Source organism: Chroococcidiopsis thermalis PCC 7203, assembly GCF_000317125.1.
GTDB classification, from domain to species: Bacteria; Cyanobacteriota; Cyanobacteriia; order Cyanobacteriales; family Chroococcidiopsidaceae; genus Chroococcidiopsis; species Chroococcidiopsis thermalis.
Genome location: NC_019695.1, coordinates 4,148,223 through 4,165,581, shown reverse-complemented (window position 1 = coordinate 4,165,581; position 17,359 = coordinate 4,148,223). Strand labels below are relative to the sequence as shown.

Annotated in this window: 14 protein-coding genes; 7 read left to right on the top strand and 7 right to left on the bottom strand. The window is 44.6% G+C overall.

The genetic code is table 11. The annotated features are described in order from the left end of the window. Positions 1-392: 392 nt before the first annotated feature. Positions 393-3,254, top strand: a complete 2,862-nt coding sequence (locus CHRO_RS18095; RefSeq protein ID WP_015155680.1) for a cation-translocating P-type ATPase — start codon at positions 393-395, stop codon at positions 3,252-3,254. A gap of 161 nt (positions 3,255-3,415) precedes the next feature. Continuing rightward, a complete protein-coding gene (locus CHRO_RS18090; RefSeq protein ID WP_015155679.1) occupies positions 3,416-3,604 on the top strand; it encodes a hypothetical protein in 189 nt (62 codons plus the stop codon). 187 nt (positions 3,605-3,791) lie between these two features. Here the strand turns inward: CHRO_RS18090 and CHRO_RS18085 are convergent, their stop codons facing one another. Both CHRO_RS18085 and cax read right to left on the bottom strand, forming a co-directional pair. Continuing rightward, positions 3,792-4,019 carry a hypothetical protein gene (locus CHRO_RS18085; RefSeq protein ID WP_015155678.1) on the bottom strand — a complete coding sequence of 76 codons (228 nt, stop codon included), beginning with the start codon at positions 4,017-4,019 and terminating at the stop codon, positions 3,792-3,794. Between the two features lie 112 nt (positions 4,020-4,131). Beyond that, complete coding sequence (cax, locus tag CHRO_RS18080; protein WP_041462524.1) at positions 4,132-5,232, bottom strand: calcium/proton exchanger; 1,101 nt, start codon at positions 5,230-5,232, stop codon at positions 4,132-4,134. Between cax and CHRO_RS32485 the strand changes: the two genes are divergently transcribed. Next, entirely contained in the window at positions 5,222-5,413 is a 192-nt protein-coding gene (locus CHRO_RS32485) for a hypothetical protein (RefSeq protein WP_127023803.1), read from the top strand. The two genes, cax and CHRO_RS32485, sit on opposite strands and share 11 nt — an antisense overlap. A 665-nt stretch (positions 5,414-6,078) precedes the next feature. On the opposite strand, the gene CHRO_RS18075 is transcribed toward CHRO_RS32485, so the two are convergent. The 3 genes from CHRO_RS18075 to CHRO_RS32480 all read right to left on the bottom strand — a co-directional run bounded on the left by CHRO_RS18075 (position 6,079) and on the right by CHRO_RS32480 (position 7,598). Next, positions 6,079-6,282 carry a Nif11-like leader peptide family natural product precursor gene (locus tag CHRO_RS18075; RefSeq protein WP_015155676.1) on the bottom strand — a complete coding sequence of 68 codons (204 nt, stop codon included), beginning with the start codon at positions 6,280-6,282 and terminating at the stop codon, positions 6,079-6,081. A 254-nt stretch (positions 6,283-6,536) separates the two neighbouring features. Next, a complete protein-coding gene (locus CHRO_RS18070; protein ID WP_015155675.1) occupies positions 6,537-6,872 on the bottom strand; it encodes a hypothetical protein in 336 nt (111 codons plus the stop codon). Between the two features lie 549 nt (positions 6,873-7,421). After that, positions 7,422-7,598, bottom strand: a complete 177-nt coding sequence (locus tag CHRO_RS32480; protein WP_015155674.1) for a hypothetical protein — start codon at positions 7,596-7,598, stop codon at positions 7,422-7,424. Positions 7,599-8,483: 885 nt separating this feature from the next. Between CHRO_RS32480 and CHRO_RS29770 the strand changes: the two genes are divergently transcribed. From CHRO_RS29770 to CHRO_RS18050, 4 genes are all read left to right on the top strand, one after another. Beyond that, positions 8,484-9,524, top strand: a complete 1,041-nt coding sequence (locus CHRO_RS29770) for a DUF3102 domain-containing protein (RefSeq protein ID WP_051033256.1) — start codon at positions 8,484-8,486, stop codon at positions 9,522-9,524. Positions 9,525-10,295: 771 nt separating this feature from the next. Then, complete coding sequence (locus tag CHRO_RS18060) at positions 10,296-13,052, top strand: heavy metal translocating P-type ATPase (protein WP_015155672.1); 2,757 nt, start codon at positions 10,296-10,298, stop codon at positions 13,050-13,052. Further along, the gene (locus CHRO_RS18055) at positions 13,052-13,465 is read left to right on the top strand and encodes a hypothetical protein (RefSeq protein WP_015155671.1); all 414 of its coding nucleotides are present in this window, start codon (positions 13,052-13,054) and stop codon (positions 13,463-13,465) included. Before CHRO_RS18060 ends, CHRO_RS18055 begins: the two co-directional genes overlap by 1 nt. A 60-nt stretch (positions 13,466-13,525) precedes the next feature. Then, positions 13,526-15,757, top strand: coding sequence for a heavy metal translocating P-type ATPase (locus CHRO_RS18050; protein WP_015155670.1), 2,232 nt, complete (start codon positions 13,526-13,528; stop codon positions 15,755-15,757). A gap of 115 nt (positions 15,758-15,872) precedes the next feature. Here CHRO_RS18050 and CHRO_RS18045 read toward each other — a convergent pair whose 3' ends face one another. Both CHRO_RS18045 and CHRO_RS29765 read right to left on the bottom strand, forming a co-directional pair. Next, entirely contained in the window at positions 15,873-16,187 is a 315-nt protein-coding gene (locus CHRO_RS18045) for a DUF5132 domain-containing protein (RefSeq protein WP_015155669.1), read from the bottom strand. 706 nt (positions 16,188-16,893) lie between these two features. Beyond that, on the bottom strand, positions 16,894-17,076 hold the full coding sequence (locus CHRO_RS29765) for a DUF454 family protein (RefSeq protein WP_051033355.1): 183 nt from the start codon (positions 17,074-17,076) through the stop codon (positions 16,894-16,896). Between the last annotated feature and the right edge of the window lie 283 nt (positions 17,077-17,359).

The following is a 17,359-nucleotide window of genomic DNA, read 5'->3' as shown; positions in this document are numbered from 1 at the left end:
TCTTTCATCGTAAAGTATTACGAATAAAACATAAAAGGTTTAAATGTTCAGTTTTACCTAACGTTACATTAACTTATAGTAATCAATGTAACTTTTTACAATGAGTAGTGGGGAGCCGTAAGCACAGTTTTTCTCTAGTTTCCAAACTCGTGTTGATAGATTTGCAACTTTGCATTTGTGTGAAGTTGCAAATCTATCAAATTGATAAGTTTGTTTCTATGGCGATGCAGCCAAGCACCCAAGAAACGTAGTGAGTCATTAGATGAGAATCCTTCACGACTCACTCTTGTTCATCCAAGTTCACACTACTTAACCATGTTAAGGGTATGCAAGGCATATAGTTAAATGATATAGGTTATAAGAGCATTCCTGAGTTTTTGAGAAGTAAAATAATGTCTTCAAGCACTGGCACAGACTTAGCAGTGGCTAAGCCTGCCGGAGAGTCTTACGCTTGGCATACTCTGGAAGCTGAGAGAGCCACAGATGTTCTCCAGAGCGATCGCACCTCCGGCTTAACTTCCGCTGAAGTTGAAGAAAGATTACAACGCTACGGTTTCAACGAATTACAGGAAACAGGAGGACGTAGTGGTTGGGAAATACTCCTAGACCAATTCAAAAACATCATGTTGCTGATGTTGATAGCAGTTGCTGTCATTTCAGCAATTTTAGATGTGTTCGGTACGAAACAACCAGGAGAAATACCGTTTAAAGACGCGATCGCGATTGGCGTAGTGGTCGTTCTGAACGGGTTGCTGGGATATATTCAAGAAAGTCGCGCAGAAAAGGCTTTAGCTGCCTTAAAAGGCTTGTCTTCGCCCAAAGTGCGAGTTCTGCGCGACGGCAAAACCGTGGAAGTCGATTCTAAAGAATTGGTTCCAGGGGACGTAATGTTACTGGAAGCGGGTGTGAAGATTTCTGCTGACGGTCGCCTCTTAGAAGTTGCAAATCTGCAAATTCGGGAAGCCGCCTTGACAGGAGAGGCTCACGCCGTCAATAAACAAGCCACGCTCCAACTACCAGATGATACCGTATTAGGCGATCGCGTCAATATGGTTTACGAAGGTACGGAGGTCGTCCAAGGGCGAGGAACAGTCCTCGTCACGGGGACGGGAATGAAGACTGAACTAGGGAAAATTGCTACAGCACTGCAATCGGTAGAAGCCGAACCCACGCCGTTACAAAAACGGATGGCGCAACTGGGCAATACCTTAGTCACGGGGGCGATGATTCTAGTACTGTTGGTGGTGGGATTAGGAATGCTCCACACGCCAACCATGAGTAATTTCGAGAACCTCGTGAAAGTCTCGCTCAGTATGGCGGTTGCTGTCGTTCCCGAAGGGCTACCTGCCGTGATCACCGTTACCCTGGCGTTGGGAACTCAACGCATGGTGAAGCGCAACGCCCTGATCCGCAAACTCCCAGCTGTAGAAACTCTTGGTAGCGTCACCACAATTTGCTCTGATAAAACAGGGACGCTGACTCAAAATAAAATGGTCGTCCAGGCAGTTGCAACAGCTAGCAACTCTCTGCGAGTCACGGGCGAAGGATACGACCCCATTGGCGAGTTTCGCCACCAAGATCGAGTCGTCTCAGCGCCAGACCAACCGGAACTGCAAGCCTTACTCTTAGCTTGCGTACTTTGCAACGATGCCATATTGCAAAGAGATAAAGGCGAGTGGGCAATCCTTGGAGATCCGACCGAAGGAGCGCTGTTGTCTTTAGCAGGTAAAGCAGGGCTAGAAAAAGACCAGCAATCGAGCTGGTTTCCCCGAATTGCTGAGTTTCCGTTCTCCTCAGAACGCAAGCGCATGAGTACGATCTGTGAAGTGAGAAACGAGGACTTAGTGAACTTCCTCGCCTCTCATCCCTCACCGCTCACCGCCCATCCTTATTTGATGTTCACCAAAGGTTCGCCCGAACTGACTTTAGAGCGTTGCACTCATATTCAAACGGGCGATCGCATCAAACCGCTGACTGACGAGATCCGGCTAAACATCCTCGACCGGAACAACCAGTATGCCAGTAAGGGGTTACGAGTTCTGGGCTTTGCCTACAAAGCAATTGCAAGTATTCCCCCAGAGGGTTCGGAAGAAACCGCAGAGAACGATTTAACTTGGTTGGGCTTAGTGGGAATGTTGGATGCACCCCGTCCCGAAGTTCGCGAAGCCGTGGCTAAGTGCCGTACTGCTGGTATCCGTCCTGTGATGATTACAGGCGATCACCAACTGACTGCTCAAGCAGTAGCTGAGGATCTAGGGATTGCTCACCCAGGAGATTTAGTACTGACAGGGCGAGAGCTGGAAAAATTGAGTATGCCAGAACTTGAGGCACACGTCGATCGCGTCAGCGTCTACGCCCGCGTCTCGCCAGAGCATAAATTACAGATCGTCCAAGCGCTACAACACAAAAACCAAATTGTTGCCATGACAGGGGATGGAGTCAACGATGCTCCCGCCCTCAAACAGGCAGATATTGGCGTAGCAATGGGTATTACAGGTACGGATGTCAGTAAAGAAGCTAGCGATATGGTGTTGCTAGACGACAACTTTTCTACAATCGTCTCGGCGACAGAAGAAGGACGAGTTGTTTACATTAACATCCGTCGCTTTATTAGATACATTCTAGGTAGTAACTTAGGAGAGGTTTTAACTATTGCTTCAGCACCGCTATTAGGTCTGGGAGGAGTACCGCTTTCACCGTTGCAAATTCTCTGGATGAATTTAGTGACAGATGGAATTCCGGCGCTAGCTCTGGCTGTCGAACCAGGTAGACCAATTGTCATGCAACAACCCCCCAAAAATCCCAAAGAAAATATCTTTGCGCGAGGACTGGGTTCGTACATGATTCGGATCGGGATTATCCTCGCCATCGTGACGATTATACTGATGGTTTGGGCTTATCACCATTCCCAGGCAGTTCAAGGCGGTGGATTGAGCGCAGACCGCTGGAAAACAATGGTATTTACCACCCTCTGTCTAGCGCAAATGGGACACGCGATCGCGATTCGTTCTAACACCCGCTTAGCGATTCAAGTCGATCCGTTCTCTAATCCCTATATTCTGATTTCAGTCGTCTTGACCACTCTTTTACAACTACTGCTAATCTATGTTCCACCGTTGCGTAGTTTCTTCAGCACCCATTACATACCACCCATAGAACTGCTGATTTGTTTCGGCTTCAGTTCCTTGGTATTTGTTTGGATCGAGCTAGAGAAGCTATTCATCCGTTGGCAAAGATCTCGGCAGCATAGTTAGTTATTGGTCATTGCTCATTTGTCATTGCTCATTTTTTGTTTGTAACTCACTTTAAGGGCGGGTTTAACCGCAGAATTGTTTGTTCTTTCACAGGAATGTTCAAAAAACCCGCCCCTACCATTTCCTGCTAACCCCTATTCCCTAACTCCTAACCCCTGATTATGACTTGGTTAATCTCATTTGTGACTGAAACTTTGGTTGAAGCGATCGCGGTCTGGATTGCGGAATTAGCGATCGCCGCGATCGCAGAATGGATGCGAGAGGCGATCGCCGTTACTCTAGTTGAATGGATGCGAGAGGCTGTAACTCAGCTCATCGCTTTACTGAGCAGCCACAGAGCATATTCTTAAAACCGCGATCGTCTTTAATCCCTCCCGCTTCCCAGGGAGGGATTTCGTGAAAGACAGCACAGTAGAGACACGAAATAGAGACACGAAATAGAGACGCAAAATTGTGCGTCTCTACTGATGGTTCATAGTTTTCGATTTAGGTAAGTAGGGGCGCACAGATGTACGCCCCTACAGAGCGTGTATTTCGTTATTTTTGACTCGTATACTGCACCTGGTTAGGCGAACAATGATTTCCACTGGGTTGTACGACTCCAGTAGAACTTGCAACTTTGATACATGAGCGATCTGCTTGCCATACTTGCCACTGATGCGAGGAAAAATCAATTCCAATCAGTAATAGCAGAAAAGCCAAGGGACCAACTGCAAGGGCGATCGCGGTCTTACGCACGTTAAAAAAGTCTGGATGCTCGATCATGATTACCTCTTGAGAGTGAGTAGTGAGTGGCTGGTGGCTGGTGGCTGGTGGCTAGATTCATTAGTTATTGGTCTAGTCACTAATCACCAGTCACTGATAACCGAATCCTGATTCAGTCATGCAAGTAAAAAGCTGTTAATAGCATTGTGTAGGTCATCAGCAACAACACGCCCTCTAGCCAATTAGACTTACCATCCGTACTGACTGAGTTTGTCATCAGTACAGCTACACCAACTGCTAAAACTGCAAATGTATCAAAGGCTAGATTCATCGGTTGCCCCATTGCTTGTCCCGCTAGAACTAACGCTGGAGCTACAAACATGGCGATCTGCAAGCTAGAACCGAGGGCGATGGAAATAGACAGATCGATTTTTTGCTTCGCGGCACACATACCACAGGTAATAATTTCTACTGCTGAACCGAAAATCGGCAGTAGCATGACACCTGTAAATAAACTAGTCAAACCGAGACTAGAGACAGCTTCTTGCAAACTATCAACTAGTACTTCAGAGACAAATAACAGCGCAACCGTAAAACCTAAGAGCAAACCAACATGTATCCACAGATCGTACTTTTGTCCTGTAGCTTCGCTACCATAGCTCTCAGGTTCGGCATCTTCCTCCAACTCATACATAAATCTATGAGTCTTCATCGAGAAAAATAGCATCATGGCGTAGAAGCCTAGTAACAGTATGGATGCTACAAAAGAAAAATGATTGGCATTGGCGAGTTGATGGCTAGAACTTGTCGTAAACTTGAGCGCTACAGGCATCAAAATAAATACAACTGCCAGATTGAGCGAACCAGAATTGATCCGCGCTACAGTCGTTCGTTTGATGTTGTGCTGAAAATCTAGTCTTTTGAAGCTCAAGCCGTCTAAGATAAATGCGAATCCTAGACCTAATAAAAGGTTAGCAATAATTGAGCCAATTAAACTCGCTTTGACCACCTCAACCATACCCGCTTGCAGGGCAACGATTGAGACGACTATTTCGGTGACGTTCCCAAAGGTGACGTTGAGTAGACCACCTAGAAATGAACCAATTTTGTTAGCGATCGCCTCTGTAAAGTTAGCAATCCATGCTGCTAGAGGGATAATTGCTAAGCCTGCTGTAGCAAAAACAACTAATGGTGGTAAACCAAGTTGTCTAAACAGCAGTGCCAAAGGAACGAACACAAGCATACGTAACAAGAACGCATCCTTGCGTGACATCGTTCGGCGCGACACCACTTTCCCCGCAGTGGGTCTGTCTGGTTTTGTTGATACTGACATTATTCCGGCTCCAAAAGTCTATTGTGCTTTGGAGGGGATGGGGCAATCTCACATACCTAATCCTGCGGAGATTGCTTGGCTGCTTTTCAAGCGACACCCAGCCCAACCTCATTCCATGTAAGGGCGAGTTTAATTCTTGGCAAACCTATCTACAGCCGTTTTCAATTACCACACCTAAGCAAGAAGCTGATGTTGTGCAACAGCCATCTCTTTAATTCATTTCTCAGCTTGTAGAACAGGTTATTCAATCGAGATAGTAGGCACTGCCATTGCTGTTCAGTACCGTCAACTAGAGCGACACTTGATTTGGATATTGGATATTTGAATGAATTAAGAAACTGCAATCGACCCGAAGGTAATGATGCAGCTTTGAAACTCTAAATGCACTTGACTTTAAATGTACAATAAACTCGTTAGAAAAATCTAAAATTTTTGTTAAGTGCAAATAAAGAAAAATAATTATCCTTCTATAGACACATGTAAAAAAGCTGCTATCTCTTGCCCTGCAAGGATTTAACTCGAATGTATTAAATCCCCTGAAACTTTTCAAATTGGACTTTATCTATGAACAAACTATCTGAAATATCTAAACTTATGTAAAACAGGGTGAGGTAAAAATTGACAGATTTCCAAATTTTTAGATGTCAATTTTTGAACTATATAAAGTGAGGAAATATAACTATTAATTGTTTGCAATTTATTTAATTTGCAAAGTTGTGACTTTCAAATATATTTGGAGGATAAGCTGAGGGATTGCCAAAAATTCGCTCCCTCAACCTCTGACATTTATAAGAACTGCTGGGCGATCGCCAGCAGATTTTGAGATATATATGCTTTGACTTCGCTGTAAGTGAAGCTATAGCCGTTCTGTTTGCCTAGTTCCACTGCTAGATTTAAAAAACTTTCGCGATCGCCCGACTGTTTCAGCTTTTCTTTAAGCGATGAGTCTTGCAATACCAGTTGATGAAACTGTTCTATTTGTTTTGTCATTGGTCATTGGTCATTGGTCATTGATTGTGAATTAAGAGTGGTAGGGGGGGGTTTAGCAAGCAGATTCACCGTTCCCAGCGTCAATCTGGAGTCAAAACCCGCCCTTACCCAAGTAGGTTTAGCAAGCAGATTCACCGTTCCCAGCGTCAATCTGGAGTCAAAACCCGCCCTTACCCAAGCAGAGAGTAATTACAAATTCGGAATTCCGAATTCGGAATTCCGAATTCCGAATTCCATTGTCTCCCAGTCCTTTTTTAGCCGATTTCCACTTGATGCGGAATTGAACTCTGTTCGGGCTTGGCTTTACTCTTTTTCAAGTCAGTTTTGGCTTCCGCCACCAAGTCCTGAAAAGATTCTGATGCTTCAGCTACGGTACTTTGAGCCTTGTCATAAGCATCTAACATCCAAACCATACCCGTTTTCGCTAAGGATTTGGATGACTCTGACAAAGAATTACCTACAGCTGAATTAGACCCTCCCATAGCAGAACCTACGACACCAACTACAGGTGCTAGGGCTAATGCTCCTAAACCAATCCCTGCTGCTGTTAACGGTTCTAGTCCTAGCAATAAAGCTTCTAGTTCAAGCATGTTGATTCAGTTTCCAAAAAAGAACAATTGCAACTCGTACCGGACGCAACGACTACCTCATGCCTATCGTGGGAAGCGATCGCGCTAAAGCTATTTGTCACTCGTTATTAGCTATTTGCCTAGATCGATGACCGACAGCAGATAACTAATAACCAACAGCTGCTAATCGCTCTGAGTGCGAAAGACAGTCGTTATCTCTGAATTTGGGTCACAAGAGCAAAATGTATTTGCACTCAATCAAACTCTGTCACCCTACGTAGCTTCTAAAACTCAATTTTGATGATAGCAGGAATAACACAAATCTAATTGAACTACTTCAAAGATTTTTAAAAAAGTTAATTGAACCTGAGTTAATACTATAATTTAATTTTCTTAATCTAAGTTATTAAATCTTAGAACATCTGTTATTGAAAAGTAACTCCACGTACCTGAGCGATCGATAAAATTCAAAACAATTGAAAAATTTGAACTGTTCAATAACTTTACATGCGATCGCTGCCAACTGTTCTTCAGCTTCGGATTATCCGTAACTTAATCGTGTTTTTCACTCTATTCATTTTGCAGCTCGATCTCGTCTAAGCCTTGATATACGAGGAGTTCGTCGTAGTCTTCCGAGCGATCGGCTCTATAACTAACAACAACTTTTAATCCACGATCTTTTAAAACTTCTACTAATTCGCTAAACTTATCTGGTCTAGTGTAAATCTTAAACATTACTGCTTCCATATGACTTTGCCTCCTTTAGTATTATTTTTTAAATTGATTTATTTAACAAGTAATCTAACCAAAGTCAGAAATTTTAACTCCATGAACTAGTGGTTTGGCAAAGCTAATGAATGAGTTAAAGCTAAATTATTGTTTTTCTTTTCTCCTGCTTATGAGTGATATTGTTTATAATTAACATGGACGATCGCTCTGTTCGACAATTATTTAATTATCGAACAATTTTGTCGATTTGAGAAATATTAATCAACTAAAATCTGTCATTTTTTCTGATTATTTGGATTGAATTTTATATATACAACTGTCTAGCTTGAAATTATCCAAGCAGCTAGCAGTAAGCGTTACAAGCTTGTTTTCACCTATAACACACCCTCTAAGCAAACCGAGTCATCACTGCTTGCAATCGAATATATTAGTGAAACCAATGTATAAAATTGAAATTTGCGATTTATACTAAATCTAAACAAAGTCTTAAAAAAAATCTTGAGTAGACAAAGCAACTCTTATAGTAACGATAGACTAAGACTTAGTAAGTTTTCTTCCCGGAGTGTTAGCTGAACAAAACAATTAGCAATAAAATTTCTAAAACTTTATGTTTCTCTCTCACACTGTAGGTAGGCTTTTTGTCTGTATCTCTACTAGTGCGATCGCCTGACTTGGCGAAGTCGGTGCAACTTAGCAATAATAGTTTACACTCATCAATTCAAAGCCGTTTAGATAGAGTTCTCGATCGCGAAGTTGCAACTATGCCTATTCTGAATATAATAGTCATGATAGGGAGGCAACACATGCCTGTCCAAAGGCAGAGGAAACAAAATTTTCTTTGAAGTAAAAAAGATAAATATCTGGCAAAACTATATTGATAGCGGGTTTTAACAAATGAATAGAATGCCAGTCTCAGTAATCGACGCGGCTCGAAAAGAGTTTAATTATACAGAGCTAGAAGCAGAAATCTCTCAATTTGTGCGACAGCAAACGGGAGAAATCCAAGCCCTGGTGAAACGCACTGCCCAAGATATTATCGAAATCGGGCAGAAGCTTAATGCCGTAAAAGATAAATTGAAGCACGGACGCTTTATTGATTGGATTGAGGCAGAATTTCATTGGAGCTATCCAACTGCGGCGAGATTCATGCAAGTTGCCGATCGCTTTGGCAGCCAAATCTATCAAATTGATAAATTTGCTCCGTCGGCAATGTACGAGCTAGCAGCGCCGTCAACTTCAAAACAAGCGATAGAAGAAGCGATCGCCCTAGCTGCATCGGGGGAAAGCATTACCTACTCGAAAGCGAAAGCACTCAAAAAAAAATACAAGGTTTCTTCGGCAAAGCCAAAGTTAGAAGCTCAATCCACAGTTAGCGAAACCGATCCGAGCAGTCATCAGGCAGTTTCGGCACAAACATCGCTATTATCCCCCCAAGTAGAAATTGTTGAAACAAAGCCTAACACTGTAGCGCGTTTATCTCCCAACCAAGCAAGCAGGAACAGGAAAAGTTCAACTAGCCAGCCGGAAGTTTGCTGGCACTTAGCCAAAGATCACATCTTATATTGCGACGAGCCAAATTCTCCTGCGCTCCGTCAACGGCTGCCAGAAAAGCTAAAACTTCTGCTTGCTTTTCCGCCAGTTCCCAATTGGCAGACAGATATTCCCGCAGATACGCGGATCATTGCCACGCGATATTTACCTAAAGGTAAGAATTCCGAACTACTGGAAAACACTTTAGAAGCATTACTCGATCTCTATACGGAAGTGGGAGAGACAGTCGCAATTTGTTATTTGCCTTTTCCTAAAATCTTAGATGTTTTGAATCGATTTGAACGGCGGGGAATCTTGGTAGAGCCAGATCGCCAGCAAGTACATGAGATCGTTTCTTACTGGAAGAAAGGCTGGAAGAAAGGCGAGACGAAAGTGAAAGAAGTGAGTTTGTGAAAGAAGTCAGAAGCCAGAATTCAGGAGATGGAAGTTAATTTGGCTAACGTTACGTGAAGCAAAAGTTACAAAAAAGAGTTAAAAATGGCAAAATTTCAGGATATTTTTAGCTTTACTTAACATAACGCAGCTTAGAAACGAGAAAATTCTCAGAAATTCTGTGGCGCGAGTGAGGGCGATCGCCAAAAAAATTCCGCTGAACTCTCAGCAAAGCGATCGCCTAAAAGCTAATCAAATTAAAGCTATAACTTTTTCAAACGCGGGATCGAACCAATAACTAATGCAGGCTTCAGAGTCGAATCAATCGATTTAATTGTAGTTTACAAAAGTTTTCTGTTTATTCTGGAAATTTCATAGTAAGCTTTAGAAGAACTCTAAATGCACTCGCTGTAGCACTGTAAAGCTGAACTATAACGCGAGGTCAATGTCTGATTTTTGTCGATCGCCCATATTTTCTATTCGTCCTGGTGAGCTGACGGATCGGGGCAGCATCCAGTTGTTATCAACTGCGAATACCTCAGTTAGTAGAGGTTTCAGCTTGACATCTACAAGGTCTAAAAATTACCCATACAGCTTATATCTGGCAAGTAATGCCTCACAATTGTGTGGTTTGGTATGTGGGCAGTCGTAGTGAATTGCGGATTTTACCGCCCCATTCATTAGCAAGCCTCAGCAAACTCAGTATTGCAGGATAAATGCAAGGTATTAGCCAGGGTTTGGAATAACTAAAATTTTGTGTTTTGTCAGCCACTTTGGAGATAACTGTTTGTCATGATTGCTACAAGCGTTACTAATGATTTGACTCCTACGGTTGCTGCGGTTGAACCAACGATTCAAATCGAAAACATCCATTACCAAGTTGTTCACTGGACTGAGGGACGTTTTCGGATTCGCATCCCCAGACTGGCAGACGATCCAGAATATGTTGGCAAGCTTCATTACTTAGTTGACGGGCTAGATTTTGTCAGCGATGTTCAGCTTAACCCAGCCTCTCGCTCGTTGACTGTAGAGTATGACTACGAAGCTAGTGCCAAAGCGATCGCGATCGTTCAAGAAAGGCTATTCAGTGCAATTCAAACAGCGCCGCAAGTAGAAGTTCCCATAGGATGGACACCAAAAACAGAGGAGGAAAAAGCTAGTAACGAAGTAGACTTCGTAGAACGGTTAGCTTTTCCTGCGGCTGGTTTAGCACTCTCTGTAGGCGCGATGATAGGCTTACCAATTCCAGGGTTTGTTATTGCTGGCGTAGTATTTGTCGGTGCTATCCCTGTCTTTAAACGAGCCTGGGAAGCAATCCAACAAGACAGACAATTGACAATCGACTTCCTCGATGGTTTGGCACTGAGCTTGCATACTTTGCAAGGTCACTACTTTGCACCATCGTTCATGCTCGGTTTAGTCGAAGGCGGTGAGGCGATCCGAGACTTGACAGCTCGCGGTAGCGAAAGAGCTAACCTCGACCTACTCGACTGTTTGAGTAAGACGGCATTCGTCATTCGTGACGGACAAGTCGTAGAAATTCCCACAGCTGAAGTGGTAGTAGGCGATCGCATTATTGTCTATCCTGGCGACCAAATTCCGGTTGATGGGAGTATCATCAGCGGCACTGGCATTATCGACCAATGCAAATTAACAGGTGAATCAGTCCCCGTTACCAGACGCGAAGGTGAAGAAGTATTTGCTTCCACCCTATTAGTTGACGGGACATTAACAATTGATGCCGAGCGCGTCGGTAACAACACCCGCGCAGGCGTGATTGTCAACTTAATGCAAGCCGCACCAGTACACGATACCAGAGTTGAAAACTATGCGGCAATGGTAGCCAACCAAGCCGTTCTTCCCACTCTGGCAATTGGTGCTGGTGTCGGTCTAATGAGTGGCGATCTGAATCGTGCCGTTGCTCTGTTAACTTTAGACTTTGGTACGGGCATTCGCGTATCAGTACCGACCACGATCTTATCGGTTCTGACTTACACAGCTCGTAACGGCGTCTTGATCCGCAGTGGTCGAGCCATTGAAATTCTTGCCCGCATCGATACAGTCGTCTTCGATAAAACGGGAACCCTAACTGTCGGTCATGCTGGTGTCAACGACATCGACATCATGGACGATCGCTTTACTAAAGATGATGTTTTGTGCTTGGCGGCAACCGCCGAACAAGGATTGACGCACCCAATCGCCGAGGCAATCGTCCATAACGCCAAAGATAAAGGCATAGCGCTGAAAGAATGCGAAGAGTGGGAATACAAAGTCGGTCTGGGTGCAGCAGCCAAAATCGACGGAATGCAAATCATCGTCGGCAGTCCGCGCTTCATGAACCAAGAGAACGTTTCTCTGGATGAATACGATCGCAGGTATCCCGATGCTAAATCCGGCGGACAATCTCTAGTTTACATTGCAGGCGACGGCAAACTCATCGGTGTAGTCCGCTACAGCGACCCAGCTCGCGAAGAAAGTCGGGAAGTCATTGCCGAACTGAAGCGTATGGGTATTACTGCTTACATGCTCAGTGGTGACGTATCGCGAGTCGCGAAAGCCGTTGCTGGTAACTTGGGTATGAATCCTGACAACATCTATGCTGAAGCATTCCCAGAGCGCAAAGTCGAAGTTGTGAAGTCCCTGCATGACAGTGGCAAGACAGTTGCTTTCTGCGGTGACGGAATCAACGACTCAGCCGCACTCGCTTACGCCGATGTTTCGATCTCATTTGCTGGGGCAACGGATATTGCTAGAGAAACCGCCGATGTCGTGTTGATGGAAGACGACCTGCGCGGCTTACTGATGGCAATTAAGGCAGCAAGACAGGCGATGGATATCATTTGGCAAAACACGGCGATCGTTGCCGTTCCTAACCTTGGCGCATTGGTCTCAGGTATCTTCTTCGCCCTCGATCCACTACTTGCTGTTGTGATCAACAACGGTACGGCTATCCTTGCCGAACTGAATGGCTTGCGTCCGTTGATGGGACCTGGAATGGAAATTCCCGCACTCACCGGAGCCAAGGCAGTACCTCAAGAAGCAATCGCCGCTCCGTCAGAAACATCCACTCCAGTAGTTAGTGCAACTCCAATTGTCGAGTCGAAACCACAGCCAGCTCAGGAAGACATTGCAACTTCAATTGTCGAGTCGAAACCGCAGCTTGCTGAGGAAGTCAGTGTAGCGATCGCGCCTGAAACGAATGGCAACGGACACTATACAAACGGCAATGGCAACGGACACTATACAAACGGCAATGGCAATGGTAACGGCAAGCATCCAGCAGTAGAAACGGCGATCGAGCTAGAAATGTCGAAGAAACCATCACCTCTAGGTCATTTAAAGCAGAGCGACTTAGCAAGACGTTTGGGTATGTCTCCTCAAACCCTGACATACCGCAGATCGAGAACTGATTTCGTTGAATGGAGCATGACCAAAGATCCAGAAGGTGTTGCATGGCTCTACGAACCAGGTTCGAGGTACTTCTACACGGTTGAATTCGACAACTCCAACGCCCAGCAAGAACAGCTAGTTACAGCAGGAGTGCGCTAATGTTTGAACAAATTCAATTGGGAGAAAAGCCCAAGTTCGACTCTAACGTATATGCTGCCTACGATCGCGCTCTTGCTTACGATGAGTTAATTGCCGAGGCATGGGACGGACGCAACCTAGCAGATGCCGATGCCGAGCATGACTCTCACCATACGCTGAATGAGTACCACGCCGCCTACAAAAATCAAAATGGCGAGTATTATATTTACTCATTCACCCACATTGGCTACACACCGGCGATCGCGGTGACGGCGGAAAAACTCGAAAGAGCGCACGCTGCCGAACCCGAATCGATCCATGTCGAACATTGTGGTTGGCACGACAGCGACAACCCGCAAGCAAGAGCAATGGAGTGGTGGAATAGTCATGTCATTGCTCACCTTGCTAGTCGTGTTGTTCCACAACCAACGTAGTTTAATGTCCGTAGAGACGTTGCGTGCAATCTCTCTACGGACCTCATCCCCTCGTTAAAGATGGATTGCCAAGTTATTCACAGCACGGAGGGGCGCTTGCGGATTCGCGTCCCTTGGATTGCCGACAATTCAGAGTATACCGACAAGCTGAATTGGCTATTAGAGTCGCTGAATTTTGTCACCAGCATTCGGATCAATCCGGCGGCGCGATCGCTGATCGTGACTTACGAAACTCATTTAGTTTCCGAAACGATCGCCGAAGCAGAACTGCTCGATCGCATTCAACGATTCGGTAATGCAGATGGCAGTACCGATCTAATTCTGCCAGAGACAAAACCACTAGACCGACCGCAGGTCAATGAGTGGGAACAACTAGGACTACCAGCGATCGCCCTCGGACTTGCCTTTGTAGCTGCTCCACTGGAAATTCCACCCCTAATTATTGGTGCGGCGATCGCAAGTGCTGCCGTACCTTGGTTCAGTCGGGCAACTGAGAGTTTAGTTGTCAATCGCCAGCCCAATGTCGATCTGCTAGACTCCCTGTGGATGACATTTCACACCCTCAACGGGCAGTTTGTCGCTCCATCACTGAAGACAGCTTTGGTAGGCGTGCGGCGGACTCTGCGCGGTATGAGTGGAGAGGAAAAAGAACGACAATTTCAACAGTTGTTGAATGGCTCCCAACAGCTTGTTTGGGTCGAACGAGATGGGCAAGAACAACAAATTGCTTATCAAGAGGTGGTAGCAGGCGATCGCGTCATCGTCTATCCTGGCGATGTGATTCCCGTAGACGGGCAAATCTTACAGGGAACGGCATTAATTGACGAACGGCACTTAACTGGCGAGCCGCAGCCAGTCGTTGCTACAGCAGGCGAAGATGTCTGTGCCTCTGCCCGATTGTTAGAAGGTAAACTCTGCATCCAAGCCAAACGCACTGGTTACAATACCCGCGTCGGATTAGCTTTTCAATTGTTGCAAGCAGAACCCGTATACGACACCCAGATCGGTACGCAGCAGGCAGAATTTGCCAAAAGTGCTGTCGTACCGACTATCTTTTTAGGTGCATCTATTTTTGCCTTGACTGGGACGTATGGTCCGGCGATTACGCCCTTCCAACTCGACTTTGGTAGCGGCATTCAAATTGCCATGCCCACAGCTTTTCTGGGCGCTCTCACAGCTGCGGCACGTCATGGCGTGTATATTCGTAGCGGTCGCGTTTTAGAGTTGCTGGCTCAAGTTGATACTATAGTTTTCGATCGCACTGGTACTTTGACGCAAGGCAATGCAGTTGTAGCCGTCCATACCACAGATCCAAGTATCTCCCCTACTGAAGTATTAAAACTCGCCGCAACCGCTGAAGCCTCTCTCAATCATCCCGTAGCAACTGCGATCGTCTATGCTGCTGAAACCCAGGGAATTCAGTTATTGGAATGCGAAACATGGGATTACTTTGCCGGCATGGGAATTGCTTGTCAGATCGACGGGCAAGAAATCTTAGTTGGAGGCGATCGCCTATTGCAACAACACCATGTCGATGTCAGCTGCCTTCAGCCTGAAATTGATGCTAGTACTGACTCCTACATATACGTGGCTAAAAACGGGCAAGTTATAGGAGCAATCTTCTATACTGATTTTTTACGCCCAGAAAGTGCAGACATAATTGCAACTTTGCAACAATTGCAAATTGAGATTTATGTAGTGACAGAAGACAATCCCAAAGTTGCCAACGCTGTTGCAACGCAACTGGGTATGACTCCTAATTGCGTTCACGCCCATGCAACTAGCCAGAACAAAGCCGAGTTAGTACAAGCACTGTGCCACCACGGTAAAACTGTGGCTTTTGTCGGGGATGGAATTAACGAAGCGGCGGCGCTATCTTTTGCCGATGTCTCAATCTCTTTTGCATCTAGTAGCGACATAGAAGCAGAAACCGCAGATGTCGTACTGTTAGATCGCGATTTAGCTGGGATAGTAGAAGCGATCGCCTTAGCCAAAAGAGCGATGGAAATTGTTTATCAAAATGCTGCGATCGTCATCGTTCCTAATCTCGCCGTAGTCACTGGCGGGATCTTTTTCGGTCTTAACCCGATTGTCAATGTCGTCACCAACAACTTTACTGCCTTCCTAGCTGAATTCTTCAACAGTACGCGCCCCCTCTTGAGGACAAGGAGGACAAGGGAGACAAGGGAGCAGGGAGCAGAGGAACTTCAGGTGCAGAGGGGCGACTACCAATTACCAATTACCAATTACCAATTACCCATGATGAAAAAACTCGCCCAGGTAGAAACCTAAAAGCGAGTGTTGAGAGGGTTGTTTAAGAGCGAGAGGGGAAGGCGGTTACCTTCCCAGGTTATAGCGTGTTACGACATCACTCCTCATCCACCAAAAAATATCCAAAGCTCAGAGCTTATTGAGATACGATTGATACCTCACGGGGAGCTTCTGGAGCGCCATTAGTCGGTTTAGTTCTTTCTGATTTAGCTTCAGCAACTAAATCTTGGAAAGATTCGCCAGCTTCGGCAATCAAACGTTGTCCCTTGTCGAATGAGTCGAGGGCAAAAACTAAACCATTTTTAGCAGCACCTCTTGCCGAGTCCGAAAGAGAGTTACCCGTCATTGAATTGATCGCGCCGATCGCCGGAACTAAAATTAATGCACCAGCACCAATAGTTAATGCTGTAATTGGCTCAAGACCTAGTAACAAAGTCTCTAGTTCGAGCATCTTTATTTATCCTCCAAAAATTACTGAACGGTTAGGTATCGCGTAACTACTATAGATGTAGCCGACAGCTAATTTGACTGTATGAATTAGCCTCTGTTTGCTTCACATCGCACGCTATGTAGCAGACTAATAACTATTAACTACCAGAAATAATGGTTACGCGAAATGTCAGCCACGACAGGGTGAAGTAACAAGGTTGACAATTAGCAAACACACATACATTTTCTCGTTACTTCGGCATATACCTTTAGTGGTATTGCTTTCTTGTAGAATACAATATTTACTAACAATAAGAGCGCAAATTTAGAAATCTTAAAAGAACAATAGTATAAATAAATATAATCTATTCTGCGATTAAAGTGTTGGTTTTACTAGTAGCAGAATTCCATAATATCTGATACAATCTTCTTAAATTATTTTTTATTTATATTTTTAAATTCAATTAGGTTTTATTTTGGATAGAGTAAAGATTCTCAGGAGATTTTGAAGCTATAAAATCTCCTAAAATTACAAAAAAGTATGGCGGACAGGATTTAAAGATTCTGGGTGCTTCACCAACCCGCCCCAAGTATCGAAACGTGCCTCAATGGAAGAACTTTTCCTTTCTACATGGCGCGACGATCGAGTTGAGAGTTCGGTTGCCCGAACTGCTAAAAATAGCGATTTAGCAACTTTTCGATAGTGCTATCGTGTTTAATTGCAACTTTTAAAACCAAGCTGCAATAAACATTGACTCAAGAATTGACTCAAGCAGAGTCGCGAAGCAGAAGAAAGCTAAAATTAAAAAAGGAGTTCCTGGTAATATAGGAAGAATAACTCCTACAATCCCAACCACCAAGCTAATCGTTCCTGCAACTAGTAAAGCAACGTTCTTAAGTGTTCTTAGCATATTTTTTTCTCCTGCTCTTGGTTTCAACTTTTCAACAATTTCAACTTTCTCAAAGCATTGAATTGCAGAACAGTTTTCAGTATAAATTGAATGAATTGAAGCGAACATCTACCAAGAGGAATGTGACATTAGGTGGAAATTGAGACGATTTACCTTACTTTTAAATAGTCAGCTATTAAAGTCATGATTGCTTATAGTTTTGATTTTCTGACTGTGGCGATTGCTGGCAACTGATAACTGATTATCCGGTTTCCTAATCATAGAGTTATGAATATACGAACAC

Excerpts from the sequence above, each read along its gene's own strand:
- CHRO_RS32480 (WP_015155674.1), bottom strand. The coding sequence starts at position 7,598 with ATGGAAGCAGTAATGTTTAAGATTTACACTAGACCAGATAAGTTTAGC.
- CHRO_RS18070 (WP_015155675.1), bottom strand. The coding sequence starts at position 6,872 with ATGCTTGAACTAGAAGCTTTATTGCTAGGACTAGAACCGTTAACAGCA.
- CHRO_RS18060 (WP_015155672.1), top strand. The coding sequence starts at position 10,296 with ATGATTGCTACAAGCGTTACTAATGATTTGACTCCTACGGTTGCTGCG.
- CHRO_RS18045 (WP_015155669.1), bottom strand. The coding sequence starts at position 16,187 with ATGCTCGAACTAGAGACTTTGTTACTAGGTCTTGAGCCAATTACAGCA.
- CHRO_RS29770 (WP_051033256.1), top strand. The coding sequence starts at position 8,484 with ATGCCAGTCTCAGTAATCGACGCGGCTCGAAAAGAGTTTAATTATACA.
- CHRO_RS18085 (WP_015155678.1), bottom strand. The coding sequence starts at position 4,019 with ATGATCGAGCATCCAGACTTTTTTAACGTGCGTAAGACCGCGATCGCC.
- CHRO_RS18050 (WP_015155670.1), top strand. The coding sequence starts at position 13,526 with ATGGATTGCCAAGTTATTCACAGCACGGAGGGGCGCTTGCGGATTCGC.
- cax (WP_041462524.1), bottom strand. The coding sequence starts at position 5,232 with ATGTCACGCAAGGATGCGTTCTTGTTACGTATGCTTGTGTTCGTTCCT.
- CHRO_RS18090 (WP_015155679.1), top strand. The coding sequence starts at position 3,416 with ATGACTTGGTTAATCTCATTTGTGACTGAAACTTTGGTTGAAGCGATC.
- CHRO_RS18075 (WP_015155676.1), bottom strand. The coding sequence starts at position 6,282 with ATGACAAAACAAATAGAACAGTTTCATCAACTGGTATTGCAAGACTCA.
- CHRO_RS18095 (WP_015155680.1), top strand. The coding sequence starts at position 393 with ATGTCTTCAAGCACTGGCACAGACTTAGCAGTGGCTAAGCCTGCCGGA.
- CHRO_RS18055 (WP_015155671.1), top strand. The coding sequence starts at position 13,052 with ATGTTTGAACAAATTCAATTGGGAGAAAAGCCCAAGTTCGACTCTAAC.
- CHRO_RS29765 (WP_051033355.1), bottom strand. The coding sequence starts at position 17,076 with ATGCTAAGAACACTTAAGAACGTTGCTTTACTAGTTGCAGGAACGATT.